Origin of the sequence: Candidatus Pelagibacter sp. (assembly GCF_965262185.1) — a bacterium.
In the GTDB taxonomy this organism is placed as follows: Bacteria; Pseudomonadota; Alphaproteobacteria; order Pelagibacterales; family Pelagibacteraceae; genus Pelagibacter.
Map to the genome: position 1 here is coordinate 696582 of NZ_OZ253498.1, position 14181 is coordinate 710762.

Consider the following 14181-nt stretch of genomic DNA (forward strand, 5'->3'; position numbering starts at 1 on the left):
CTTACTTATCTCTCATTAGGACAGTTAAAGTCTTAACTCTATCTGTCCAACTATTTTTCAATAACTGTCTGATACAATTAAGACATAATGATTAACAAAGGAGTGAAACAAATGAGAATGTATCAAAATGAAAAACAAAGAAAATGTAGTGAAGATATTGAAAGAAGATTCCCTACAATAAAAGACCCAATGATTAGAAGTGTTTATTTAGAAACTCAAAAACTACCAGAAAGTAGTAATCACTATCAAAACACTTACTCTAAAAATGCGTTTGTAATGAAGAATATTTCTTACAAAGAAGAAGACATTTCTGATTACTTAAATGATGTTAAGAAATTAGAGAAGAAAAGACATATTAGTCAAAAAACTAAAGTAAAACCTATGTTTAATTCAATTCTTAGATTGAAGAAAACACCTAAGACTTCAACAAGAGTTTTAGAAACATACAATTCTGATTTGAAAGTAGCGTAAGTGAAGAACTTTCATTTAGATTTAACCAATGAGAAAGATAAATCCGAAATCAGACAACTTATCTATTGTGATGATTGTATTGAAACAAATGTTTATCAACTACCTCATCAACAAGTCAAAGTAGGATTTACATCCATTGGATTAAAAGTGTGGTGTCTTCAACATAACAAAGAAGTCATCCACATAGATTTTAACAACGCAAAAGACAAACTAAAATTACTACAACGAAATTGTAGTTGTGGTGATTGTAACTATCGGGAGGGATTAAACTAATGTCTAATAAAATCATTTTATTAGAAGAACTAATACTTAAAGTTCTTTGTTTGAATGTTCCTATCAAACAAAGAACTGAAGTAGATAAGATTGTCAAAAAATTAAAAGAATTAAAAAGACAATATATTGAAGAGGTATTTTGTTAATGATTAAAATTTACAAAATATATTTTGATTTGATTTTCAAAGATAAGACAGATATTTCAAATCAAAAATTTATACCTTTAAGTCAAAGACTTAATCCTAATAAACACAAAAAGATTAAAAGAGAAGAAATCAAAAAATTTGAAAATTGGAATAAAGAACAATTTGAAAATAAAGTTTATAGAAAATATTGGAATAACAAGGAAATAGAAAAATTCAAAGTTGATTGGATTATAGTTGAAAATTACAAAACAAAATACTCTTTCATAAATGGAAAAGTAAATTGTAGTGTTGAATGTAGAACCAATAAACAAGAAGAAATAGAAAATATTTTACAAATAATTTGTAAATCCGCAAACGCATATGATTATGAGTATATAAAATTTGATTTAATTGAAAGAGATGACAATTACATTTTCTTTGAAAACTTTAGAGATCCAGATTATGAAAATGAAAATCAAAGAGAATTTAGATTAGAACAATATTCAACAAGTTCTGAAAATAAAGAGAAGATGAGAATAGTTAGAAGTCATAAAAGAAGTGACGGTTTAACTAAAAAACAAATCCTATCTCGTCCAACAAAAATTTATTCAAAATTTTAAGAATTTAATTGGAAACAATTAGATACTCACAGAATTTTCTGTGAGTTAATTAAACCTATAACAATGGAGTAATATGACTAAAACAAATGGTAAAGTCAAAGAAGACATTGAGGTAACAAGAGAATTTTTACAATCTCTTGCGAACTCAACTGATAACGCTTATGAGAAGTTTTCAAAATTATCTGAAACTTCTAGTAACATAGTGAAAGAAGTTGAAGAAAAAGAAAAGATACTTCAACTTGAGAAACAAAAAAAGAAAGACCAACAAGAAAACAATATTAGAGATACAATCAAAAAGTTTTCAAACAAATTTGATATGAACTCTAATAAAATGATTGTTGAAAGAGTTGTCTGTGAAAAAGTTAGTAAAAACGCCACAGATGACCAGGTGATTAAGACTAGAACTAATAATATTCAAAAGTTCTATACTTCAATCTTCAACAACATTCTTGTCGGTGTTAAATCAATCTACAATGTTTGTGTTGAACTTTATAACGCAGAACAAGAACTTAAGGATGACTTCGGTATTCTTAAACAAGTTCTTCCATTATCAGAAACAACTATCGCAAAGTATATAAAGATAGGTAAATCTGAACTTTTAAGTGATTTATATAAGTTAAATAAATTACCAGAAAGTTGGACAACTCAATATTACATTACAACTCAAGTAACTAAACAAAACTTGAATAGTGATGAAACTGCGAGAGAAGCGTTCATCAATATGTGTAGTATCTATACGACACAGAAAGATGTGTTTGAGTATTTCTATGGAGAGAAACAAAAATCACCTTCTCCTTGGGAATATGGCGATTTATCTAAACCTGTTGATTTTCTAAAAGTTGCGATTGAAAGTGATAATAGATTATCTGGTTTAGAACCTAATACTCTTTTCTACATTAGAGAAAGAGTTGAGGAAGTTGTTGAAGACGCATTGAAAGAAATGTCTGTTGATAAACTTGGTTACTCAACTGACCATATGGATAAACCGATGAAAGTTGGTGTTGCGTTCAACGAACAACTTGCGAATGGTATAACTACTCTCACTTTTGATTGGATAACAAAACTTGGAAGTAAAGAGTTAAGAGAAAAATACTTAACTGCGTTCAAAAAGAAGTTCAAAGAAATAACTTCTAAAACAGTTAATTCTGTTATTCCAAATAACATTGGGTATTCCGACTTAAAAAGTAAGTAAATCTCAATAATCAAAATAATGGTCAAGGGTTTAACCCCTTGACCAAACCAAAAAACCACTTACCAAATTGATATGAAAAAGATTAAGAAGAAAATTTTAAGAGAAACTATTAAAGAATTACCACAAAACCCTAGTCTAAAAGTTTATAAATTTAACAACAGTAGTAGTTACTATTGTTCTTTCTATGTAGGAACAAAAGTAATGAAAAGCGGTAATATAGAAAAAAGTTTAAGAACTAAAAATGTCAATGATGCGATAAAAAAAGCGAAACATATTTACAATTCTTGGTGGAGAGAAAATAATGAAAAAACAATTAAGACAGAAAAAAATTTTGATAAAGAAATCGCACAAGAGTTTTTAAGACATAGATTTAACAAATACAAAGGTCGTAATTCAACCCAACCAGAAAGAGAACAATTAAAGTATGACAACTACTTGAAAAAATATTTTGAAGATGTTGATTATACAAATATTGAAAATGTTAATAATGTTATCAATGATATTATTGAAAATCTAAAACTTGATAAAAAAACTGATAACACAATATCAAAATATATTTCTCTAATTTCACAAATGTTTAAGAGAGCGTTAAACAATGGTGTTATAACAAGACTTCCTGACTTCCCTACTTTCAAAGTAATCAACCAAGAAAGACCTTCATACTTTAATAGTGAATTAAATATGATTTCAAAACAATTAGATGAAGAATACAATTCATCTAAAGATAAATTTTATTTAGAAACTAAAGACTATATCAATCTTATAAGAAGTGGTGGATTTAGACCTGGAATTGAACCACTAAAGATTAAAAGATTTCAGTATAGATTTATTAACGACAAAGATAATCCTACAGAACCAATTTTACTTTTCACATTATTTGGAACTAAAACTAAACCTAAACATCAATTAACTTGTCATCCTTATTTCACTAAACATATTTTCATACCTGAAATTCTAAAAAGAAACGAAAATACAAAATCAAATGATTATCTTTTATTTCCTACTTACAAAGATAGACAAAGTTTATATAGAAAGATTAGTTCAGTTTTCACTAGAATATCTAAAAAATTAGAATTGTATTATCGTAATGGTTCAACAAGACCAATCTATGCGATTAGACACACATTCGCAAAAAACCGATATAATCAAAATGCGAGTTTAGAAGTTGTCGCAAGACAAATGAATACTTCTACTAAAATGTTACACAGAAATTATTTGGATAATGATGATAAGATGTTACTTGAAGAACATAAGAGATTATTTCCAGATTGGAATAATAAAGAAAAAGATAAGTCCTCAAAATAATAATTCAATGAAGTTCAATGAAGTCATCTTTTGAAGTCCTTTTGAGTTTAACCTCAATCTCAATGAAGTTTTCAATGAAGTCCTTAAATAATCTAATATTGGCGTACAATGTATGAGAATGTAACTTACATACCGTTAGAGAACGCTCAATAAACATTCCCTAAACAATTTAGAACCCTCGGAAAGAAATTTCCGGGGGTTTTTTATATTTGTTTTAAAAAATCTAAATCTAAAGATAAAGGATTTCCAATCCATCTAGCACCATAAGTATGATCACGCACATGATCGTCACCAATATCTTCATGTAATAAGATGGTTAATTTTTTTTTTCGTAAATATTCTTCTACTTCTTTTTGAAGAGAACTATCGTACATCACTTGATACATAGGTAAAGGGTGAGGTCCAATTGGGGTATCCCATACTGTTCCAAGTTGACACCCTTTATCTTTTAAAAAATTTCTCAAAGAAAGAGCAATTTCTCTTTCTTCAGAATTTTTCCAGTATATGTGTGCGTGATAGTTCATTTTAAATGTGATCCATCGCAAAATGGAGCATTTTCAGTTTGTTTACAGTTACAAAAAAATATTTCCTTACTTTCTTCTGCTGTGTACTTAAGTGGTGTAAAGTCTGATCCTTTGTGTGAACCGTCACAAAAAGGTTGTCCTTTACTTTTACCACAAGAACACCAAAAGTAATTTTTTCCTTTTTCTACTTTAATTGTAATTGGATCATTTCCTGCTTTTTGTCCTTTTGTCATAATTCTCCTTATAATTGATTGAATATTATATAAATTTATTATAAAAATATTCAATACTACAAAAAAACATACTACTAACTAAAAACATACCATGAAAACAATAACTAAATGTCCAGCAGAAAGAGCAGTGTATTTCTTTGGGGGAAAATGGAAAATAAGAATATTATTTGCGATTTATCAAAATAAAGTTCTTAGGTTTGGGAATTTAAGAAAAATTTTATCTACAATTACTCAGCAAATGCTAGCAAAACAACTAAAAGAATTAGAGTTTGATGGGATTATCAATAGAAAAGTATTTCAAGTTGTTCCACCAAAAGTTGAATATTCATTAAGTGACTTTGGTTTACAATTAATACCGATATTGAAGTCACTTAATGAGTGGAATAATAAAAATTCTAAAGTTATTACTACTAAATTAAACAAAAAATTTGATGAAAATAGATTATAAATCAAAAATTATTTAAAATATTTTATTATTCAAGAAGAGAAAAATAGAGATGAAATATTGGTTTAAAATTTGGTTATACGCACTTGGAAGTTTTTCAGATAAAAAAACTAAACCATACGACAAAAAAATTTTATTGGTTAGAACATTTTAGGTGGTTCTACATATTGTTACTTGTATAATGATTATTGTAGGTAATGGAAGATTATTAGAGTGGTGGTAAAATACTCATATATCTTGATAACTAAAAATCCTCAAAAATTTTAATTTTCTTATTTTATCTTTTGAGTTCCTTTTGAATTTGATCCTATTAGTGATGAACAATTTTAAGAAAAGATAGATAAATAAATGAAGTTCAATGAAGTCATCTTTTAAAGTCCTTTTGAATTTAACCTCAATCTCAATGAAGTTTTCAATGAAGTTCTCAAATAAGTCAATATTGGCGTCAAATGTATGAGAATGTAATACGGTTCCCCGACCAGAACACTCTTAATACAAAAGTTAAACAAATTAGAAACCCTCAGAAAGAAATTTCTGGGGGTTTTTTTGTTTTTAAACTAGAAATAGAAATTTAATAAAAATTTAAAATTTTTTTTACCGTCATTGCTGGGTTTTACAAGGTGTCCGGTTGTAATCATATCTCTTTATGTTACAAAAAATTAAGGAGGTTATATGACTAACATATATAAAGTTAAAGTTGATGTGGTTGAAAAATCAACTTCGACTCGTGAAGAAATCATCAAAGCAGAAAGCGCTGATGAAGCACAACAAAAAGTTATTAACTATTGTAATGAACAATTAGTTGATAATGACAATCTAAAACAAATAGTAGAGGTAAAAGTAAGTAACGCTAAGGACGCAGTTACTGAAGTCAAAAATAAAGATTTACCGAATGACAGAGCAGGAAATCCTGTCAGTTATACTTAAACAATCATAAACTGAGAAAGTAACCTCAGATTATTGAGGTTACTTTCCAAAGTCCTTCCAAAATTTCAGATTTTCTCAACGAAGTTTTCAACGAAGGTAATCAAAAAGATAAGTAATTACTTAATAATTTCTAGAAAGTAGAAGAATGTAATCCCACTACTCTAAAACTAAAATTTAAAAGGCCATCACATGATGGCCTTTTTTTTATGCAAATTTAAATTATGTCAAAAAGATACAGTGGAAAGTCATTTAAGGATTCGAGTGTAAAAAAGAAATCCAAATTAAGTTTTAAAGAAAAAAGGAAACTTAAAAAAGATAAACAAAAAAAGCCTAATTAATCACAAGTTATTTAAATTAATCAAGCCAGTCATGAGTTTTTTTAAGTTTTAATATCAAATTAAATATGTATAAGAGCCACATTTTATGAGCAACAATATAAGAAACATCACAATCATAGCCCATGTCGACCATGGCAAAACTACTTTGATTGATAATTTAATGAAACAAAGTGGATCATTTAGAGAAAATGAAGTTGTTGATGAAAGATTAATGGACTCTGGGGAACTAGAAAAAGAAAGAGGAATTACAATTCTTGCAAAACCTGCATCGATAAACTGGAATAATTCAAGAATAAATATTATTGATACACCTGGTCACAGAGATTTTGCAGCAGAAGTCGAAAGAGTTTTGAGCATGGCTGATGGAGCTCTTTTATTAATTGACTCTGCAGAAGGAGTTATGCCTCAAACAAAATTTGTTTTATCGAAAGCATTAAAACAAGGTTTAAAACCAATTGTAGTTATTAATAAGTTAGATAAAGCTGATCAAAGAGCTAATGAAGTTTTGGACGAAACGTTTGATCTGTTTGTAAGTTTAGATGCTAATGAAGAACAATTAGATTTTCCTGTTCTGTATGCGAGTGGAAGATCTGGATGGGCAGATCATGAGGTTGATGGGGCTAGAGAAAATTTAAATCCTTTATTAGACTTGATTGTGGAGCACGTTAAACCTGCCGAATTAGATAAAACCAAACCTTTTGCAATGTTATCAACATTGCTTTATTCAGACAGTTTTTTAGGTAGAAGTCTTGTAGGTAGAATTGCACAAGGTACAGCAAAAGCAAATCAACCAATCAAAGCTATTAATTTAAATGGTGAAAAAGTTGATGAAGGAAAATTAACTAAGATTTTTAGGTATGAAGGAACTAAAAAAGTTCCAATTGAAGTTGGAGAAGCAGGAGATATTGTAGTTGTAGCAGGATTAGAAAAAGCTAATGTTGCTGATACAATTTGTAACTTAGAGGTTAATGACCCAATACCAGCGACTCCGATTGATCCTCCGACAATGTCAATTACGATAACAGTTAATACTTCTCCATTAGCAGGAACTGAAGGTAAAAAGCTTACAAGCACACAAATTAGGGAAAGACTAGTTCAAGAAGCACAAAACAATGTTGGAATTACTTTTTCAGAAAATAATGGAAAAGATGCATTTGTTGTAAGTGGCCGAGGTGAACTAATGTTGGAAATACTACTTACTCAAATGAGAAGAGAAGGTTTTGAAATGACAGTAAGTCCACCAAAAGTTTTATACAAAACTGATGATCAAGGAAACAAACTTGAGCCAATTGAGGAAATTACTATGGATTTAGATGAAGAACACTCTTCGAAAGTAATCGACTCAATGAATAGAAGAAAAGGTAAATTAATTGAATTAAAAGATACAGGTACAAATAAGAAAAGATTGATATTTCATGCACCTACGAGAGGTTTGATGGGATACACAAGTAGATTTCTAACTCTTACCAAAGGGGAAGGTGTAATTAATAGAATTTTCCACGACTACGGTCCTTTTGAAGGTGAAATGGAAGGCAGAAGAAATGGTGCATTAATTGCGATGGAAAAAGGAAAAGCAGTAGCTTTTGCAATCTTTAACCTTCAGGCAAGAGGAGAAATGTTTGTTACTCATAATGATTCTGTTTATCCAGGTATGATTGTTGGATTATCACCAAAACCAGGGGACATGATTATAAATGTCATGAAAGGTAAAAAATTAACAAATATGAGAACACAAGGAACAGATGAAAACGTCGTTCTTACTCCTGTTAGAAAAATGTCAATAGCTGAACAACTAAGTATGCTTAACAGTGATGAAGCATTAGAAATTACACCTGAGTCTTGTAGATTGAGAAAAGCAATTCTTGATCCTCATGAAAGAAAAAGAAGTGAGAAAACTAGCGCTGCAGCTTAGTTAAATATTTTTCCAACTAAAAATAATCCTAAAGCTACACAAGGGCCAATTCCAAAAGCAAATATAAGTGTGCCTACTCCAACAGTCCCACCTAAATACCAACCAATAATTACAACTGTAATTTCCAAAAAAGCTCTTACCAATGCTATAGGTAAATTTGTTGTATTTGTTAATCCTGTCATTAAACCGTCTCGTGGACCTGGACCAAGATTGGCAACTAAATAAATACCACTACCAAGTCCTACTAAAATTACTGCAAGAACTGCTAATAAGTACTTTATAAAAAGAGATGAAGGAGGTTGAAAATAATTTAAAGTGAAATCAATCATAGCAGCAATCACAATGATGTTAAAAATTGTTCCAAGACCTGGTTTTTGTTTTAAAAAAATCCATAAAAAAAGTACTCCTACACTTACAAAAAAAGTTGCTGCACCAATAGATAGACTAGAGTTGAGTGAGATTCCTTCAGCTAATACTGACCAGGGTGAATTTCCAGTTGTTGATAAAATTAATAAACCTTCTCCTAAACCAAAAATTGTTAATCCAAAAATTAAGAAAAATGATGTTGAAAATTTTGGCCTGAAATTCAAACTTTCATTTGAGCTCCAATTTACTTTCGGAATATTTTTTATAGATAGGAACATTAAATATTGATACTTTTAGATTAATTTTTATTTATATTATTATCATGAAAGAATTTTACACTATTATTATATTTTTTTTATTTACTTTTAACTCAAACGCACATGTTGGTCATTATAATAACTTCAAAAAAATTGAACTTGAAATCTTAAGAAATAATGAAGTTATAGGATATAATAATTATTCTTTTTCTAGGAAAGACAATGAAACAACTGTAAATAATAAATATAAATTTACCGTAAAACTACTTGGAGCAACTATTTTTGAAGTAGAAGGTTTTGGAGAAGAAAAATATTTAGGAGATAATTTAATTTCCTTTAAATCTAAAACACGTCAGAATAAAAAAGAAAAATTTGTAAATTTAATATTAAATAATCAAACTAATAAATTTGATATTCAAGGGTCTTCTTTTTCTGGTAAAGCTTCTTTGAAAAATACAATTGGAAATTGGTGGAGCCATAAATTGTTACAGGCAGAAAGCCAAATTAGTCCTATTTCTGGAAGTATAAAGGAACAACTAGTTACATTTATCGGTAAGGAAAAAATCACTATCAATGGAAAAGAATTTGATACAGATCATTTTAAACTCACTTCTAAAGATATGACACTCCCAGAAGACAAAAGATTAAATTTTGATATATGGCTTGATAAAAAAACTTCGGTAATAGTTAAAGTTACCTATGAGAGAATGGGAAGTTGGGAGTATAGAATTAAAAATATTGAGTAATTTTATCTGATTATTTTCTTAAAAAGATCATTAGCACTTATCCATCCTGCTTCTAATCTGGGTCCAACAAACCAATCGGCACAAACTCCTAAATTAATTTTTGAGTTCCAATAACTTTTAATTTTTAAAGGTTTAGAGTTTGATGAATACATCCATCCATGATTTAAAGAAAATAAGACATTGGTTTTTTTAATTCCAGTAAGTTCAAAAAATTTATTAATTAATATATTTGAATTCAAATCTTTATTCTCCTTATTTTTCATAATTTTTTTATTTGCCCAAATTGCTGTACTTTGAAGTGTCCAAAATTCATAAGTACTTTTAAATCTTAACTTGCTGTTTTCTCTAGCAGCCCAACCTAAAATTTGATCATCAAATAAAAAACTATTTATATTTTTTTTTGTTTTTTTTATTTTTATCATAACTGTAATATTTGCATCCATTTTTAATTTTTTTTTAATAAATGAATGATTAATAAATTTTTTTGCTAATTTAAGTAATTGAGGATGTGGGCAAGTTAAAATTAGATTATCATAAAATTTATTATCACCATCAGAAAAGGTAAGTTTCCATTTGTTTTTATTGTAATCAATTTTTTTTAATTCTTTTTGAAAATTACAATTAATTTTTTTTAATAAATACTTACTAATATCGTTATTACCTTGCCTGCCAATTATTTTTTGATGGTTTTTATTTTCTTTTATCTTTTTATTTTGAAAAATATGCTGGCCATTCCAATTTTTTAATATTTTTTTAGCTATGAGTTTTGTTGTGAATTTTTTAAACTCAGTAGTTTTAGGGGAAATATATTGAACACCATGATCAAAGCCTATTTTTTTATCTAACCTTTTAAATGACGATCTCCCACCAGGACCTCTTGCTTTGTCATAGAGGTCCACAGAGTGTTTTTTATTTAATAAATTTGAAATTGTAGCACCAGATATTCCAGATCCAATTACACAGTAAGTGCTCATTTACCTGCAACTGTCATTCCTTCTATCATCATAGTTGGCGAGTTAATGGAATATTCAAAATCTAAATCACTAGCTAAAGTTATATGTTTGAACATATCTTTGAAATTTCCCGCAATTGTTATTTCGTTTACTGGAAATTTAAATTCTCCATTTTCAATTAGAAAGCCTGTTGCACCTACTGAATAATCTCCTGTAACCAAATTACTTCCATGGCCTATTGTTTCGGTTACATAAATATGTTTTGAATTACTTTTTAATAAATCTTCAAAACTAATATTTCCATTATCGAAATATAAATTTGTTGTACCACCAGATCTTCCATTTGATTTTAAATTAAGTTTTTTTCCATTGTAAGTATCGACTAAATAATTTTTTAAAACACCATTTTGTACAAGATATAAAGTATCTGATTTTACTCCCTCTGAATCAAAGATTTGAGACCCAACACCTTTGTTTATATCGGGTTTATCAATAACATTTATTTTTTCTGTAAATATTTGTTCATTGATTTTGTCCTTAAGAAAAGATGTTCCTCTAGAAATCGCAGATGACGATATAGCTCCGGCAAAAGCTCCCAACATTCCTTTTGCAATTCTTTTATCAAATATAATGCTTATTTTTTCACTTCCAATTTTATTTGGGCTTAATTTTCTTATAGTTTGTTCTGAAGCTTTTTGACCAAGTTCTTTTGCGCCCTTAATGTCAGATAAATGACGTTTGCTTGTAAATTCATAGTCTCTTTCCATACTATTTTCATCTTTAGCAACGGTAACACATGATGCACTAAATGAAGATGATTTGTATCCATTACAAAATCCATCACTATTTGCCAAAATAAAGTTAGATTTATTTTCAGTAAAACTAGATTCTGTATTTATGATTTTTTCTTCTGAAGATGCAACGCTCTCAAGTTCTTTTAAATATTCAATTTTTTTTTCATTACCAAAGTGTGTCTCATCATATAAATTTAAATTTTTTATTTCTTTAGCTAAAAGATCTTTATCTGGTAAAGAATTAAATTCATCTTCAGGGGTATTTTTAGTTGTTTCAAAACATTTTTCTATTAATGTTTTAATGTTATCGTCTAATAGGTTTGATGAAGAAATTGAAGATCTTTTTTTTCCCAAATAAGTCTCAATACTTATTGCTAATCCATCTGATCTATTAGACTCGTCTAAAGTATTATTTCTAAAATTTACAGTTTCAGAAATTGAATGACCTACTGTTACACTTGATCCAGTTGCACCTAATTTTTTAGCTAAATCTAAGCAATATGATGCTTTTGATCTTAAATATTCTTGATCCTTAACCATAATTTAAAGTTTGGTCCCACCAACTGTCATTTTGTCAATTAAGATTGAAGGTTGAGCAACTCCAACTGGAACACCTTGTCCAGCTTTACCACAAGTTCCTATACCAGGATCTAACATCATATCGTTTCCAACCATAGAAACTTCTTTTAAAACTGAAGGACCATCTCCTATTAATGTTGCTCCCTTTATTGGTGAACCAATCTTTCCGTTATTAATTTCATATGCCTCAGTACAATTAAATACAAATTTTCCAGATGTAATGTCAACTTGTCCTCCTCCAAAACTTACTGCAAAAATTCCTTTGTCTACTGATTTAATCATTTCTTCTTGAGTTTGGTTTCCACTCAACATCATTGTATTTCTCATTCTTGGTAAAACAACGTGTCTATAATTTTCTCTTCTTCCTGAGCCAGTCGATTTGGTATTCATCAGTCTAGCATTTAATCTATCTTGCATAAAATTCTTTAATATCCCATTTTCAATCAATACTGTTTTTTCTGTCGGTGTCCCTTCATCATCAATAGTTAAGCTACCTCTTCTATTATCAATTGTTCCATCATCAACAATCGTAACTCCCTCACTGGCAACTTTTTGGCCCATAAGATCATGAAATGCAGAAGTTTTTTTTCTATTAAAGTCACCCTCCAAACCGTGTCCAATAGCTTCATGGATTAAAATTGCTGGCCATCCTGGTCCTAAAACAACTTTCATTTCTCCTGCAGGAGCAGGTTTGCTTTCTAAATTTACTGAGGCAATTCTAAAAGCTTCCTCACATACAGTTTTCCAATTGTCATCTTTTAGATATTCATCATAAGATTGCCTTCCACCTATTCCGTAAACACCAGTTTCTTTTCTTCCATTTTTTTCTAACATCACAGATACATTAAATCTAATTAAAGGTCGGACATCTGTTAATAATTCACCGCCTGATCTTATAATCTCAATAGATTTTTGTTCACCTGCAAAACTCGTAGTGACTTGTTTTACTGATTGATCTTTTTTCCTTAAATACTCATTTACTTTATTTAAAACTTCTAATTTCGAATTTAATGTTTTTTGCTCTATGGGATTAATATCCTGATAAAATTTTCTATTAGATCTTGAAATATTTTGATTGTAGGTACCTTTCATAGACTTCAGTGTAGATTTTAAATTCTCAGAAGATTTTTTTAATGAATCTTTTGATATTTCATTAGAGTGAGAATATGCAACAACCTCTCCTGTAATTGCTCTAAATCCAAAACCTAAATCTGAACTATAGCTTGAGCTTTTAATTTTATTATCATCTAGTAATATGGATTCGGATTTTGTATCCTCCAAATATAGCTCACCATCATCACAATTTTGTAATGTATCAGATACTATTGCATCAGCATCTTTTTTTGTTAAATCAGATTTGTCAAAGAAATTACTCACATAGTTTAAATAGTGCTTTATTGTTAATTTTCAACTAATCATTTGGCGCATTTACATGCTTAATTTTAAAGTTAATATAATTTTATATGAAAGTTTATTTTAATAACTCTTGCAAAATCTGTAGATCAGAAATCAATATGTATAAAAAAGAAAATATTGAAGATATTGATTGGATAGATATTACGGATAACAAAGAAGCAGAAAAAGAAACTTCTAAAAATGACAAAGAACTTTTAAGAAGATTGCACATTAAAGAAAACGATCAAGTAATTGAAGGTGCAGAAGCTTTTCTTTATGTATGGAAGAGAATACCAAAATATAAATTTTTATATAGTTTTTTCAAACTTCCTGTCATCTTTACAATTTTTAAATATGGATATGAAATAGTTGCGTATTTTTTGTATTTGAAAAATAAAAAACAATTAAAAAATTAATTAAGAAAAAATATCAAAATTTGACTCAATAAAGACATTGAGAGGATAAACATAATTAAAACTACTGAATACATAAGAGTAATAATTTTATTTCTTTTTCTTCTTAATCTTACAAAATTTTTGTCATCTAAATCTGATATGTCTCTTTCTCCATCAACTTCATAGTCATAACTCCATCTCCAAGTTGATTGTCCTAGCCTTTCATCTTGACTATTAAAATATCTGATCCAAGCAAGAATATAATTTAACAGAACATACAAAATCACCATTGCAATTATTCCATAAAACATAACCAACAATACTTAAATTA

At 28.6% G+C, this 14181-nt stretch carries 17 protein-coding genes; 10 read left to right on the forward strand and 7 right to left on the reverse strand.

Annotated features, from left to right (window positions below; translation table 11 throughout):
- Positions 1-87 precede the first annotated feature (87 nt).
- The 5 genes from ACQY31_RS03930 to ACQY31_RS03950 all read left to right on the forward strand — a co-directional run bounded on the left by ACQY31_RS03930 (position 88) and on the right by ACQY31_RS03950 (position 3986).
- Entirely contained in the window at positions 88-471 is a 384-nt protein-coding gene (locus ACQY31_RS03930) for a hypothetical protein (protein ID WP_428081062.1), read from the forward strand.
- A gap of 272 nt (positions 472-743) precedes the next feature.
- Entirely contained in the window at positions 744-890 is a 147-nt protein-coding gene (locus tag ACQY31_RS03935; protein WP_428081064.1) for a hypothetical protein, read from the forward strand.
- Complete coding sequence (locus ACQY31_RS03940) at positions 890-1489, forward strand: hypothetical protein (protein ID WP_428081066.1); 600 nt, start codon at positions 890-892, stop codon at positions 1487-1489. The genes ACQY31_RS03935 and ACQY31_RS03940 overlap by 1 nt, the downstream gene beginning before the upstream one ends.
- 73 nt (positions 1490-1562) lie before the next feature.
- Positions 1563-2681 carry a hypothetical protein gene (locus tag ACQY31_RS03945; protein ID WP_428081068.1) on the forward strand — a complete coding sequence of 373 codons (1119 nt, stop codon included), beginning with the start codon at positions 1563-1565 and terminating at the stop codon, positions 2679-2681.
- A 72-nt stretch (positions 2682-2753) separates the two neighbouring features.
- On the forward strand, positions 2754-3986 hold the full coding sequence (locus ACQY31_RS03950; protein WP_428081070.1) for a hypothetical protein: 1233 nt from the start codon (positions 2754-2756) through the stop codon (positions 3984-3986).
- A gap of 203 nt (positions 3987-4189) precedes the next feature.
- Here ACQY31_RS03950 and ACQY31_RS03955 read toward each other — a convergent pair whose 3' ends face one another.
- Positions 4190-4510 carry a DOPA 4,5-dioxygenase family protein gene (locus tag ACQY31_RS03955; RefSeq protein WP_428081072.1) on the reverse strand — a complete coding sequence of 107 codons (321 nt, stop codon included), beginning with the start codon at positions 4508-4510 and terminating at the stop codon, positions 4190-4192.
- Entirely contained in the window at positions 4507-4743 is a 237-nt protein-coding gene (locus ACQY31_RS03960; protein WP_428081073.1) for a CDGSH iron-sulfur domain-containing protein, read from the reverse strand. Before ACQY31_RS03960 ends, ACQY31_RS03955 begins: the two co-directional genes overlap by 4 nt.
- A gap of 91 nt (positions 4744-4834) precedes the next feature.
- Between ACQY31_RS03960 and ACQY31_RS03965 the strand changes: the two genes are divergently transcribed.
- From ACQY31_RS03965 to typA, 3 genes are all read left to right on the forward strand, one after another.
- A complete protein-coding gene (locus tag ACQY31_RS03965; protein ID WP_428081074.1) occupies positions 4835-5191 on the forward strand; it encodes a winged helix-turn-helix transcriptional regulator in 357 nt (118 codons plus the stop codon).
- A 669-nt stretch (positions 5192-5860) separates the two neighbouring features.
- Positions 5861-6115: a hypothetical protein gene (locus ACQY31_RS03970; RefSeq protein WP_428081075.1), complete on the forward strand. Its 255-nt coding sequence runs from the start codon at positions 5861-5863 to the stop codon at positions 6113-6115.
- Positions 6116-6538: 423 nt separating this feature from the next.
- Entirely contained in the window at positions 6539-8365 is a 1827-nt protein-coding gene (gene typA / locus ACQY31_RS03975; protein ID WP_428081077.1) for a translational GTPase TypA, read from the forward strand.
- On the opposite strand, the gene ACQY31_RS03980 is transcribed toward typA, so the two are convergent.
- A complete protein-coding gene (locus tag ACQY31_RS03980) occupies positions 8362-9009 on the reverse strand; it encodes a YczE/YyaS/YitT family protein (RefSeq protein ID WP_428081079.1) in 648 nt (215 codons plus the stop codon). The two genes, typA and ACQY31_RS03980, sit on opposite strands and share 4 nt — an antisense overlap.
- A 44-nt stretch (positions 9010-9053) precedes the next feature.
- Between ACQY31_RS03980 and ACQY31_RS03985 the strand changes: the two genes are divergently transcribed.
- A complete protein-coding gene (locus tag ACQY31_RS03985; RefSeq protein ID WP_428081080.1) occupies positions 9054-9734 on the forward strand; it encodes a DUF6134 family protein in 681 nt (226 codons plus the stop codon).
- 2 nt (positions 9735-9736) lie between these two features.
- On the opposite strand, the gene ACQY31_RS03990 is transcribed toward ACQY31_RS03985, so the two are convergent.
- The 3 genes from ACQY31_RS03990 to tldD are packed head-to-tail and all read right to left on the reverse strand — an operon-like array spanning position 9737 to position 13437.
- Positions 9737-10708: an NAD(P)-binding protein gene (locus ACQY31_RS03990; RefSeq protein ID WP_428081082.1), complete on the reverse strand. Its 972-nt coding sequence runs from the start codon at positions 10706-10708 to the stop codon at positions 9737-9739.
- Positions 10705-12021, reverse strand: coding sequence for a TldD/PmbA family protein (locus tag ACQY31_RS03995; RefSeq protein ID WP_428081084.1), 1317 nt, complete (start codon positions 12019-12021; stop codon positions 10705-10707). Before ACQY31_RS03995 ends, ACQY31_RS03990 begins: the two co-directional genes overlap by 4 nt.
- A gap of 3 nt (positions 12022-12024) precedes the next feature.
- Positions 12025-13437 carry a metalloprotease TldD gene (gene tldD / locus ACQY31_RS04000; protein ID WP_428081086.1) on the reverse strand — a complete coding sequence of 471 codons (1413 nt, stop codon included), beginning with the start codon at positions 13435-13437 and terminating at the stop codon, positions 12025-12027.
- A 137-nt stretch (positions 13438-13574) separates the two neighbouring features.
- On the opposite strand from tldD, the gene ACQY31_RS04005 reads away from it, so the two are divergent.
- Positions 13575-13871 (forward strand): DCC1-like thiol-disulfide oxidoreductase family protein, encoded by a 297-nt coding sequence (locus ACQY31_RS04005; RefSeq protein WP_428081088.1) that lies wholly within the window; start codon positions 13575-13577, stop codon positions 13869-13871.
- On the opposite strand, the gene ACQY31_RS04010 is transcribed toward ACQY31_RS04005, so the two are convergent.
- Complete coding sequence (locus tag ACQY31_RS04010) at positions 13868-14161, reverse strand: hypothetical protein (RefSeq protein ID WP_428081090.1); 294 nt, start codon at positions 14159-14161, stop codon at positions 13868-13870. The genes ACQY31_RS04005 and ACQY31_RS04010 overlap by 4 nt on opposite strands.
- Between the last annotated feature and the right edge of the window lie 20 nt (positions 14162-14181).